Origin of the sequence: Nonlabens tegetincola, assembly GCF_002117085.1 — a bacterium.
GTDB lineage: Bacteria > Bacteroidota > Bacteroidia > Flavobacteriales > Flavobacteriaceae > Nonlabens > Nonlabens tegetincola.
In genome coordinates this window covers 874,981-887,628 of record NZ_CP019342.1, presented here as the reverse complement: position 1 = coordinate 887,628, position 12,648 = coordinate 874,981, and the positions used below count along the sequence as shown (strand labels likewise).

General features: G+C 35.0%; 12 protein-coding genes. 10 read left to right on the top strand and 2 right to left on the bottom strand.

What is annotated here, in order from left to right; genetic code table 11:
• Positions 1–42: 42 nt before the first annotated feature.
• The 7 genes from BST91_RS04280 (at position 43) to BST91_RS04250 (ending at position 9,466) form a co-directional block, all read left to right on the top strand.
• Complete coding sequence (locus tag BST91_RS04280) at positions 43–1,104, top strand: branched-chain amino acid aminotransferase (protein WP_060522624.1); 1,062 nt, start codon at positions 43–45, stop codon at positions 1,102–1,104.
• A gap of 75 nt (positions 1,105–1,179) precedes the next feature.
• Positions 1,180–4,140, top strand: coding sequence for a T9SS type B sorting domain-containing protein (locus tag BST91_RS04275; protein ID WP_085774586.1), 2,961 nt, complete (start codon positions 1,180–1,182; stop codon positions 4,138–4,140).
• A gap of 72 nt (positions 4,141–4,212) precedes the next feature.
• On the top strand, positions 4,213–6,210 hold the full coding sequence (gene uvrB, locus BST91_RS04270) for an excinuclease ABC subunit UvrB (RefSeq protein ID WP_085774585.1): 1,998 nt from the start codon (positions 4,213–4,215) through the stop codon (positions 6,208–6,210).
• 142 nt (positions 6,211–6,352) lie between these two features.
• Positions 6,353–7,621, top strand: a complete 1,269-nt coding sequence (locus tag BST91_RS04265; protein ID WP_060522630.1) for a hypothetical protein — start codon at positions 6,353–6,355, stop codon at positions 7,619–7,621.
• A gap of 239 nt (positions 7,622–7,860) precedes the next feature.
• A complete protein-coding gene (locus tag BST91_RS04260; RefSeq protein ID WP_211280406.1) occupies positions 7,861–8,592 on the top strand; it encodes a septum formation inhibitor Maf in 732 nt (243 codons plus the stop codon).
• Complete coding sequence (locus tag BST91_RS04255; RefSeq protein WP_060522631.1) at positions 8,589–9,140, top strand: mechanosensitive ion channel family protein; 552 nt, start codon at positions 8,589–8,591, stop codon at positions 9,138–9,140. Before BST91_RS04260 ends, BST91_RS04255 begins: the two co-directional genes overlap by 4 nt.
• A 2-nt stretch (positions 9,141–9,142) precedes the next feature.
• Complete coding sequence (locus tag BST91_RS04250) at positions 9,143–9,466, top strand: translation initiation factor (RefSeq protein ID WP_042278637.1); 324 nt, start codon at positions 9,143–9,145, stop codon at positions 9,464–9,466.
• A 2-nt stretch (positions 9,467–9,468) separates the two neighbouring features.
• Here the strand turns inward: BST91_RS04250 and BST91_RS04245 are convergent, their stop codons facing one another.
• Complete coding sequence (locus tag BST91_RS04245; protein ID WP_085774583.1) at positions 9,469–10,386, bottom strand: hypothetical protein; 918 nt, start codon at positions 10,384–10,386, stop codon at positions 9,469–9,471.
• Positions 10,387–10,432: 46 nt separating this feature from the next.
• Positions 10,433–10,720, bottom strand: coding sequence for a 4a-hydroxytetrahydrobiopterin dehydratase (locus BST91_RS04240; RefSeq protein ID WP_060522635.1), 288 nt, complete (start codon positions 10,718–10,720; stop codon positions 10,433–10,435).
• A gap of 80 nt (positions 10,721–10,800) precedes the next feature.
• On the opposite strand from BST91_RS04240, the gene BST91_RS04235 reads away from it, so the two are divergent.
• Genes BST91_RS04235 through BST91_RS04225 form a run of 3 tightly spaced genes read left to right on the top strand, consistent with a single transcriptional unit; the run spans position 10,801 to position 12,579 of the window.
• Positions 10,801–11,514: an outer membrane beta-barrel protein gene (locus BST91_RS04235; RefSeq protein ID WP_085774582.1), complete on the top strand. Its 714-nt coding sequence runs from the start codon at positions 10,801–10,803 to the stop codon at positions 11,512–11,514.
• A 9-nt stretch (positions 11,515–11,523) separates the two neighbouring features.
• A complete protein-coding gene (locus BST91_RS04230; protein WP_085774581.1) occupies positions 11,524–11,985 on the top strand; it encodes a DUF1801 domain-containing protein in 462 nt (153 codons plus the stop codon).
• A gap of 3 nt (positions 11,986–11,988) precedes the next feature.
• Positions 11,989–12,579, top strand: a complete 591-nt coding sequence (locus BST91_RS04225) for a hypothetical protein (protein WP_085774580.1) — start codon at positions 11,989–11,991, stop codon at positions 12,577–12,579.
• The last annotated feature ends 69 nt before the right edge of the window (positions 12,580–12,648 follow it).

The window sequence follows — 12,648 nt, the reverse complement described above, 5'->3', positions numbered from 1 at the left end:
ATACTATCCGTTATCTTTGCAAAAAATTAATAAAAATAACCCATGACCGATACCAACGAAATCGTTATAGATAGAGTTTCGGAATCTAGATTAGCATCAACGAATTTTGATGATCTAGTTTTCGGAAAAACTTTTACAGACCACATGCTTGAATGCAACTGGCGCGATGGAAAATGGGAAACAACACATATTAAACCATACGGACCAATTCAAGTAGAACCTAGTTGTAAAGTATTTCATTATGGACAGGCCATTTTTGAAGGTATGAAAGCCTACAAAGATGAAGCTGGTGATGTTTTCCTTTTTAGACCAGAAGACAACTGGAAACGTTTTAATGAAAGTGCCAAAAGACTTGCAATGCCTGAAGTACCTTATGAGGTATTTGTAGAAGGATTAAAAACATTAGTAAATTTAGATAAAGAATGGGTAAAATATGGAGAAGGACTTTCTTTGTATTTAAGACCATTTATGATAGCTAGTGAAAACGGAGTAGCGGCAGCTCCTTCTACCGAGTACAAATTTATGATCGTTATGTCTCCTGCTTTTGCATATTACCGTGGTGAAGTAAGAGTTATTATAGCCAATCAATTTTCACGTGCAGCAGATGGTGGTGTAGGATATGCAAAAGCTGCAGGTAATTATGCTGCCAGTTTTTACCCAAATAACCTGGCGATGGAAGAAGGTTATCAACAAATAATTTGGACTGATGCTGCCTCGCACGAATACATTGAAGAAGCTGGAACAATGAACATCTTTGTGCGCATAGGCGATAAACTTTTGACTGCTCCTAATAATGACAGAATATTGAATGGAGTAACAAGAAGAAGTGTTATTCAAATGGCCAAAGATCACGGTATAGAAGTAGAAGAAAGAAGAATACGAGTTTCAGAAATTAAAGAAGCTGCGCAAAACGGTGAATTAAAGGAAATTTTTGGAAGTGGTACGGCCGCTGTAATTGTACCTATTAAAGGTTTCAAACACGAAGATTTTAAATATGAATTACCAGTAATTGAAAACGATTATGCGACTAATATTAAAGCCGCATTGATGGATATTCAATATAATCGTACGGAAGATAAACACGGGTGGAGAGTTAAAATTTAAAAGTGCTTTTTACCTTATACACATGTAATGCCTTCAATAATTTGAAGGCATTTTTTATTAGCGTATTTTTAAAGTATGAAAAAGCTACTTTTTTTGATACTTTTTTTTGCTTGCTTCATTAATGCACAAAATCAGGCTAATTGGTGGTTTTTTGGTTCCAATGCTGGTTTAGATTTCAATAATGGTTCTCCTGTTGCAAATGACCTAGGGCAATTGGATACTACGGAAGGTTGCGCAACCATAAGTGACGCTTGTGGAAATTTATTATTCTATACAGACGGAATAACAATCTGGAATCGCAATCATCAAGTCATGCTCAATGGTTCTGGACTACTAGGTGACCCCAGCAGTACACAATCTGGAATAATTATTCCAATGCCCGAGAATGAAAACCTCTATTACATCTTTACTGTTGGTGATTTTAATCCTGTTACAGGTTTAAATTATAGTGTTGTAGATATGCTATTAGATAATGGATTAGGAGCTGTTATTCCATCTCAAAAAAACATCAATTTGTTACCTGATTCTTCTGAAAAAGTTACAGCAAGTGTCCACAGTAATGGTCGAGATGCGTGGATAATTTCCTATGCCGAATCAAATTTTAATACCGGTATTTTTGATTCATTTTATGCTTTTAAGTTAACTCCGCAAGGATTAGATAACAATGTGATTGTAAGTAACAGTCCTTCCACAAGAGTTGAAGATAGACGTGGATATTTAAAAATTGCTCCTGATGGCAGTAAAATAGCCTTAATGAATCAATTTTTACCTAATGGAACACCTGCCAACAATCTGGGAACAGGTGCCTTTATTTTTGATTTTGACACTACTAACGGTAGTGTTACCAATCCCACCGAACTTCGTTTTCCTTCCAATCTATTAGCTTATGGTGGTGAATTTAGCTTAGACTCTAGGTTATTCTATTTGGATTTGAATACAGCTCAAAATGGTGTGTTTGGTGAACGCACGCTACTTCAATACGATACAACTTCACCTAATTACCAATCAAATCCTATTACTATATATCAAACAGATCCTTTGGACTCAACCGATGATGTTTCTAGAGGTGCTTTGCAAATTGGTCCAGATGGTAAAATTTACTATTCAAATGATTTAAAAAACTATTTAAGCGTAATTGATCAACCTAACAACATAGGAGCAAGTGCTGCATTTATTCTTAATGGAGTCAGCCTAGCTCCTGGCACTAATGTAAATGAAGGATTACCACCCTTTTATAACGCTTTTTTTACACCGCGTTTTTCCTTTGTAGAAGGCTGTAGTGGCAATCCTACCCAATTCACAGCAGATGCTTTGGCAACTTGTCCAAACACTACCTTGCTGTGGGATTTTGGTGATTCAACTAGCAGTACTAATACTAGTACTGTAATAAATCCTTCCCATACATTTGTAAACCCAGGCGATTACCAAGTAAGTTTAACAATAACCACTCCTCTTGAAACTTTTACAATAATTGATACCATTACTGTAGTGAACCAACCCAATGCAGGTACAATTAATGATATAATTGTGTGCGATGACCTCTCAAATGATGGTTTAGCTACAATAGACTTCTCCCTGGTATCGCAACAAGTGCTTCAAAATAATACATCCAATAATCTTGAAATCTCTTTACACTACAATCTAACTGAAGCTCAGCAAGATTTTAACTCTATTGCACCTAATACTCAATTAACCGCAGGCACCTATTATGTAAGATTAGACAACTTAAACTCTAACGGTTGTTATGATATAACAAGTTTTGAATTTAATGTAGTTAATTCGCCAATTGCAAATCCTATTCAAACACAATACACATGTGATATAGGAAATGATGGAATCGAGACAATAGATTTCACTCAAGCCGCTAGTGAGATATTAGGATCCCAAAATCCTATAGATTTTGATGTCAGTTTTTATTCATCAAATAATGATGCTCAAAATAGAATTAATGAGCTTCCTTATTTTCATATACTTAATGCAACAAACTCACCTTTCTATGCTCGCATAGAAAATAGCGATTTCACTTCTTGCTTTGAAATTATATCCTTTGACTTCGAGCTTATTGAAGAACCACAAATACCATTTATAAATGATTTCGAGGTTTGTGATGATGACTCTAGAGATGGAATTGAAATTTTTGATTTAACTACTATTCGTGACCAAATTTTAAGTAGTACTGCTTCTAACTGGGATGTAAGTTTTCATCCTGACCAAGCTAGCGCTGTAAGTGATAGTAACGCGTTACCAGATAACTATCAAAACACACAAGCAATTGAACAAATTTATATACGATTAGCAAACAACGGTCCAATAACCTGTATAGATACACAACCATTTACTATTGTCGTAAACGAAAAACCCGTTATTACAGTAACAGATCCAGTTGTAACCTGTCCAGACGATGAAGTAACCTTAACAGCCAGTAACAATTTTGATTCCTATTTATGGAGTAACGGTGAAACCACTCGCAGTATAACCACTACTCTACCAGGAATATATTCGGTAACAGGAATTGATAATAATGGATGTACCGATAGTATCTCAACCAGTATAAATCATTACGATCTTACCCAACTAGAATCCATAGAAATTGAGCAATTCACAATACGTTCCAATAGCATCAAGATCGATGTAACAGGAGATGGACCGTGGCAATACAGTATAGATAATTTTATGTTTCAGGACAGTCCAGTTTTTACGAATTTGTTACCTGGATTTTATACGATTACAGTACGCTCTCAAACTAACTGTAATACATTAACAGTTCCTGCAACCATTGTAGCTGCTCCACCTTACTTCACTCCAAATGAAGATGGTTTTCACGACTATTGGCAAGTAACCGCGATTGAAACGGAGCCAGATGCAAGTATTTACATCTTTGACCGGTTTGGTAAACTGCTCAAACAATTAGATCCACTAGGTGTGGGATGGGACGGCACTTATAATGACAATCCTATGCCTAGTACAGATTATTGGTACTTAGTTGAACTGGCAGATGGACGCTCCTTTAAAGGTCATTTTTCACTCATCAGATAATTACATTTTTGTTAGGATTATTTTAATTACGCTTTCGCGAAAGCGTACTCATAAAAATCTTAGTTTTACATTATGGACTTCAAAATAGTATCAGACTTTTCGCCTACTGGAGATCAACCACAAGCCATTAAAAAATTGGCCGACGGAATTAATTCAGGAGAACGATATCAAACCCTACTAGGTGTTACCGGAAGTGGAAAAACATTTACTGCTGCAAACGTGGTTGAAAAAACTCAACGCCCTACCCTAGTTTTGTGTCATAATAAAACACTTGCTGCTCAATTATACTCAGAATTCAAAGCTTTTTTTCCTGAAAATGCTGTAGAATACTTTGTTTCCTATTATGATTATTACCAGCCTGAGGCTTTTATACCTACGAGTGGTACTTATATTGAGAAGGACTTATCTATCAACGAGGAAATTGAAAAAATGCGATTGAGCACTACCTCATCTTTACTATCAGGAAGGAGAGATATAATTGTTGTAGCATCGGTATCTTGTTTGTACGGTATAGGTAATCCGGTAGAATTCCAAAAAAATGTAATCAGATTAAAACAAGATCAAGAAATTCCTAGAACCAAGCTATTACAAATGCTGGTACAAAGTTTATACTCTCGTACTACTGCCGATTTTAATCGTGGGAATTTCAGGGTAAAAGGTGATACGCTAGATGTATTCCCTAGTTATGCAGACACTGCGTTTAGAATTCATTTTTTTGGAGATGAAATTGAAGAAATCGAGAGATTTGATCCGGTAAATGGAAATGTTTTAGAGAAATTCAATCAGATAACTATTTATCCAGCTAATATGTTTGTGACATCACCTGATGTACTACAAAATGCTATTCATCAAATTCAAGAAGATCTAGTTAAACAAGTTGACTATTTTAAAGAAATAGGTAAACCTTTAGAAGCTAAACGTTTACAGGAACGCACAGAATTTGACCTTGAAATGATCAGGGAATTAGGTTATTGCTCGGGTATCGAAAATTACAGTCGTTATTTAGATGGTCGATTACCAGGAACTAGACCCTTTTGTTTACTAGATTATTTCCCAGACGATTACTTGATGATTATTGATGAAAGCCATGTAAGTGTACCGCAAGTAGGCGCTATGTACGGTGGTGATAGGTCTAGAAAAGAAAACCTAGTTGATTATGGTTTTAGACTACCAGCAGCGATGGATAACAGACCTTTGAAATTTGAAGAGTTTGAAGCTCTTCAAAATCAAGTATTATATGTAAGTGCGACGCCTGCTGATTATGAACTTGAAAAAACCGAAGGAATTTATGTAGAGCAAATCATAAGACCTACGGGACTATTAGATCCAATAATTGAAGTGCGTCCTAGTCAAAATCAAATAGATGATCTTGTCGAGGAAATTCGACTGAGAGAAGAACGTGATGAACGTGTACTGGTTACTACTCTTACAAAACGAATGGCAGAAGAATTGACAAAGTATCTCACTCGTATACGTGTGCGATGTCGCTATATTCACAGTGATGTCGACACGCTAGAACGTGTAGAGATAATGAGCGATTTAAGAAGAGGTCTATTTGATGTGTTAATTGGTGTAAACCTGTTAAGAGAAGGATTAGATTTACCAGAAGTATCATTAGTTGCTATACTTGATGCTGATAAAGAAGGGTTTTTAAGAAACAATCGATCTTTAACACAAACTATTGGTCGTGCTGCTCGTAATGTGAATGGTCTAGCCATCCTTTATGCGGACAAAATCACGGATAGCATGCAAAAAACTATTGATGAAACGGAATATAGACGTAGCAAGCAAATTGCCTATAATGAAGAAAATGGTCTAACTCCAACTGCAATCAAAAAATCATTAGACAATACTATTGCTCGTAAAAATGCTGCTAGCTATGCCATTGAAGAAGTGCTCACTCAACAAGCAGCTGAAGAGGAAGCTGAATACTTATCAAAAGAGCAATTAGACAAAAAAGTAAGAGATACACGCAAAGCGATGGAGAAAGCTGCCAAAGAATTGGATTTCATGGAAGCTGCTAGATTACGAGACCAACTTAAGATGTATCAAGAAAAGGCAAGTTCTTAACTTGCTGATAGCTATATATTAACGATTATTTAAACCTTACATCTATTTTTTAAGATGTAAAGCATTTTTTGTCTGTAAGCAGTCAATCTAAAAAATATAGTAGTAATAAACTGATTAATTTAAGGCTCTTAATAAATCAGATATGAAACAGTTTTTACTCATATTTTTAATAGCTATCAGCTACTCGGTAACAGGTCAAGTAGGAATTGGAACAGCAACACCAGTAACTGACTTACAAGTTGAAGCAAGTACATCATTAGGTCCAGGAGAATTTAATGGAATTATGGTCCCTAGAGTAAGTAATATACCATCACCAGCTGCTCCTGCTGGTACCATAATTTACTTAGACACTGTGGACGGCTCAAACCCAATAGGATTTTATTTTAGTAATGGTAGTGCCTACCAAAACGTAACGGATTTATCCAGCGGTACTGCTGCATTTTTTGACAGTGGAACAACTACTAATGCCACCGCTACAACTTCAGAAATATTTAGATCAGGAAGAACGCGCTTCGGTAACGATGGAGTACCTGCAAGTGTTGTGAGTATTGAAAACCAAGGAGCTCTAGCTTCTGAAGATCGCACCACATTATCCATAACCAATAGACATTCTAGTAGTGCCCTTTCTTCCAATACGTTTTCCATAAATGTAAATAACACAAGTTCTGCAAGAGGAAATAAAGTAGGAATTAATAATGAAATATCCAGCAGTGGAGATGGTACACATATAGGACTTAATAATCTTACAGAGATAAATTCATCCAGCAGTGCTACCAGTTATGGCATTAACAACAATATCGATACGGGATCCACATCTGCGGGCACAATTTATGGAATAAGAACAGTTAGTGGTAATTCAACAAGTACAGGAGTGAGATATGGGATATATTCTCAGGCAATTAATGATGGATCCAATAATGCCTATTCCGGGTATTTTTCAGGTGATAGATTTGCCATAAGAAATGAAGCTGATACCGATGGATATGAATTACCTACTGTAGATGGTAGCGCAGGTCAAGTCCTTACCACAGATGGAAGCGGAAACGCTAGTTGGGGTAATCCTATTGCTACCAATACCTCGCTCAACCTCGCTTCTTATTCTGGTGGACCTTCAGGAAGTGCCACTCCTATAGATAATGGTTCCTACTTAAACCTTAGCCCTACGGCTGGAAACCAAGAGTTTCTTTTACCGGAACCTACCACTGTTCCAGGAAGAATGTACATTTTAAGAAATATCTCAAATTCGGAAAATGCAGTTATTTACACACCTAATCCAGGTGGAGAATTTTATGCTAGTAATTCCAGTTCTTCTGCTGGTTTTAACATCACGATGAACGCTAATTCTAATACTAAAACAATTTATGTTATAAGTGATGGTATGAATTGGACTTTTGGATCTTATGGCTTTTAACGCTTTCGCGAAAGCTTAACACCTATTAATCGCAAACTTCATAACTTTGAAAAAAAGGTTATGAAGTTTTTTATTTATATATACTAGTCGCAACACTTATCTCTTGTCAAACTGAGAAAGAAACATCAACTACCGATGAAGTAAGTACTCCGACAAAATCAAAAAGACAATCTCGTTCTTTAGATGAAAATTTTAAATCTTATTGGTTTGATGGTACTGCAGAAATTTCTAGTTATGAGTTGAATCAAGCACGTTATGGAGAAATGAGACAAGGTACAGCAGTATTAATCTATGTAACTGAACCGTTTGATTCTAAGGACCAAATTAAAGCTGATCGTATTAAAGATGATAATTATTCAGTACTCAAACTTAATGCAACAAGGGATTTTAATACTGGTATTTATCCCTATAAAATGATGAGCAGTACATTTTTACCTTTAGATTTTGAAGGTAATGCTATCAAAGTTGCAGCTTCAATTCAAGAATGGTGCGGTCATACTTATATGCAATTCAATGAGAACAATACGTCTTATGATGTTCAATTGCATTCTTATTTTCAAAGTGAAGGCAATAAAAGTTTCCAAATAGAGAGAGCACTACTAGAAAATCAAATCCCTAGTCAATTGAGATTAGGGCCTTTGAAAATGCCAGTAGACACCCTTAATATCGTGCCTAGTGCAGAATTTTTAAGGCTTAAGCATATAGATGCCGAACCAATGGAGGCGATAGCCAAACTTAGAGAATTACCAGATGGATATTTATACAGTGTAAATTATCCTGAAATCAATAGAACTATTGCATATAAAACTGAAAAAGAGTTCCCGTTCAGGATATTAAACTGGATGGAACGCTACATGGATAATCAAATTCCTATGGTAAGTACGGCCAGCCTTAAAAAAACGATAAAAACAGATTATTGGAATAAAAACTCTAATAAATTCGCACACTTAAGGGACAGTTTGCAACTATGATTGAACTATTAAAAAAAGAGGAATTTATAATCACTGTAATCATCGTTATCTTAGGGATTGTTACCCATAGATTGATAATATGGAGTGCTTCAAAAATATCAGAACGCGTATCAAGATCAGAATTGCGCAAGCAATACGTAAGCAGGTATTTTGGCTATATACTTTGGACCTTGTGTTTAATAAGTATAATACTTGTTTGGGGTATTAATAACGATGGTTTTTGGGTAGCACTAGGTAGTGCATTTGCCGTTGTAGGTGTTGCTTTATTTGCAAACTGGAGTATTTTGAGCAATGTTACTGCTAGCTTCATACTTTACTTTACTTTTCCCTATAAGATAGGTGACAGAGTGCGTATTCATGATAAAGATCTACCTGTAACCGCTACCATTAAAGATATTAAAGGATTTTATACTCTACTAGAAACTAGTGAAGGTGAGGAAATAACTTACCCCAACAACTTATTATTACAAAAAGGCGTTTCTATATTACATCAAAGAAAAGAGTCTATCTTTGATATAACAAATGAAACCGATCCCACAGCTACTTAATTATGGACTTACAAGATCAACTTAAAAATCTATTTCCTGATCACGATTATAAAGAGGAAGAAAAAGCACCAGAAAGCAATGTTTGGCTACAAGATGATCCATTACTTTGCAAGTTTGAGAAGAGAAAAGGAAAAGTAAACACCATTATTTCAGGCTACAATGGTGCGACTAGTGACTTCAAAATATTAGCCAAAGAAATTAAAACAACTCTAGGAGTAGGCGGTAGTTTTAAAAATGATGAAATCATAATTCAAGGTGATTACAGAGATAGAATTATGGATATTCTTAAAGACAAAGGCTTTAAGGTTAAACGAGTAGGCGGATAGGTTTACATTTTTACATGTCTTTGTAAAAAGGCTGTTGTTTTATTTTGCCATTGCGTTATTTGACTCCTTCTTTTATCATTGGCATCCTTGATAGCTTTATTATAAGTACTAGTTGCTTGAGCTATTTTTTTACGATCGCCCGTGCTTTCTATTAATTTGAAATTTTTAATTTCTTGAAATTCCTGACCACACAATGTTTGTATATAACTCATATATTCTTGTGCAGCTGTAACTAAAGATGAATCATTATTCAGTAACTCGGGCACTTCAATTAAATCAAGGTTTGCCTGGCACAATTGATTTTCTATAGAGTTAAGTTGGTTGCCACTTTTATTATGTAAATCGGTCCAATATTGCTGTTCAAGATTAATTAATTTTTTAATCTGGATGTTGTAATGATGATAGTAATCATAGGCAGCCATTGTAGTATTCATCGCTATTGCCACATCAGACCTATTGAGTTCTAATTGTAAATTGTGTTCACTAGCAAAGTTTTGAACGGCAATGTCATAATCGACGCGCAGTTGTACAATAGCTCTACGTATATTTAATTGTAATTCATAAGAATCTACCTCAACCTTTTTAAGTTCCTTATTTCGTAATAAAACGTATAAATCTTTTTTTACGATTGCCAGATTACCTTCAAAGTAGGCTTTGGCTTGATTTTTAAAATCCTCATGTGCGGTAGGACGTTTTTGAACCTTTTTTAATGCTCGCAGTAAATAATTTTCTAATCTTTTCCTATTGGATTTTAGTTCAATTAGACTACCACCATTCGTATAAGCATTCATGTATTCCCAGGTTTGAACAACAACATCTTCATTAAGGTCATCGATAAACTTTAAATATTGACGTGGGTTGTCGCTAGCAGTCGCTGTAGCAATGGTAAAAACAAATAATAATGAAATAAAAATCCTCATAAAAAAAGCCGCTTTATTAAAGCGGCTTAAATATAAATGATTCTAATTATTCATCACCTACAATGTACTCGATAGCTTTAGCGAGCTTAAAATCTTTTTCTGTTAAACCACCAGCATCGTGTGTATTCAACGTGATTTCTAGCGTGTTATAAACGTTGTACCATTCTGGGTGATGCTCCATTTTTTCTGCTTCCATAGCAATTCGCGTCATCACAGAAAAACAATCCATAAAATTGTCAAATTCAAAAGTAGTATGGATAGCATCGTCATAATAATCCCATCCTTCAACTTCTTTTAAATGTTCTTCAATTTGTGCCTCGGTTAATTTGTTCATAGCTGTATATTTTGTTTAAATTTAATCACGCTTTCGCGAAAGCGTACACAAAACTATCATAATAATTCATCCCTAACCTTATGAGAATATTATTTCTTACTCTTTTATTGACTATTTCCTTTTATGCTAAGGGCCAGAATGACTCAATACCTAAAGATGCAGTACATTTAAGAGAGGTTCCTAAACATAATCTAGTGATTGATCTAGGACTTTCATCACCTACAGGAGACTATAAAGATGTTGCTGTATCTGGATTAAATATAGGTGCAGGATATGATTTCTACATGGACAAGCACTGGGCTCTTACAGCCAGCACTAGATATGTTTATAATGAGTTCTTACCCATCGGAAGCACTCAACAAACAACCATTAACAATGAAGAAAACTGGAGTGCCTTTACTCTAGCAATAGGACCTCAATATAGCTTTACTAACAATCGTTTTCAATTAGACGCATTCACAAGAATAGGATTTCAATTTATTGATGAGCAAGAAAGTAGTGCAACGTCAAGTCTCATAGAAACGAATTACGCTACCGATCGCGATAACTTTAATACGACCGCTGCCGTGCTACAGGTAGGTTTGCGTTTTAATTATTACTTTAGAAGAAGCGTTCAAGTTTTCTTTTCTCCACAATATATGAGTACACTAGGAGAACCTATAGCCTATTTTAGCGGAAATGGAACTGTTGATCGTAAATTAACCAATTTCTCAAACATTTTATTTAATGTTGGTCTTAAAATCGCAATAGGACCAGAATATAGCAACGGAGAAATGAGAGATGATTCCTTTTAAATAGATATTATGACCATTAAAGCTGAAAATATACAGGACTATATTACCCAAATTCCAGAAGAACGTAGAGAGCCCTTTACTAAATTATATGATACTTTAAAAAGCAATTTACCGGCTGGACTTACAGAAGGTATGCTATATAACATGCCTGGATTTTATATCTCATTAGAAGATTACCCACATGGGTATAGGGCAAATAAAAAGGTGACTCCTCTACCCTTTATCAATATAGCAAGTCAAAAAAATTACATCGCACTATATCATATGGGAATGTATGCACACCAACCAACCTATCAATGGTTTGTAGATGAATATCCCAAGCATTCTAAGTATAAATTAGATATGGGAAAAAGCTGTGTGCGTTTTAAAAAACCAGATGCCATACCCTTTGAACTAATAGCAGAACTAGCATCCAAAATGAGTGTTGATAAATGGATTCAAGTGTATGAAGAAAATCTAGCAAAAAAATAATCTGTGAAAAATTTATATATCACTTTTATAACTTTTTCTCTCTTAGCATCTGTAGGCTGTAATCAAAAAGAACGTTCTAATTCTATAGAAATTAAAGAATCAAAGGAAGCAATAAAACAAGTAAATGTAAACAGCACAACCATAAGTGAACCTAATGATTCTATTGAAAATAAACCCGTTATAAGATATGCCTCAGCCCAATCTGGGCTTAATTACAGAGAAAAGCCCTATGGTAAAGTACTAGGGAAATTTTTTCTAAATGAAGCTATTGAAGTGGTTGAGTACACCAATAAATATTACGAGATAGCTGATGGTGATCAAATCTATGAAGGTAATTGGCTAGGCATTAAAAAACAAAAAGACACGGTATATGTTGTTGATGCTTTTGTATCTGATTCACCTGTTTATTCAAATAGAAAAGTATATTACGTCACTTCAATTGATCCCTATGGAAAAGATGAAAATTACAAAGACAATGTAAATATAAGTGAAGCCCTAATTATAATTCGAATTTTTATTCTGCTCTGGATGAAGATAAAACGTATTCAAAAGAGTACTTTGAATGGGACAAGGCGTATAGAGATAACTTTTTAAAGGCAGGTGGCATTACTAAATATGATCAATTACACGTAACCAAAATTACTACTGGTCAAGTCGCAAGTT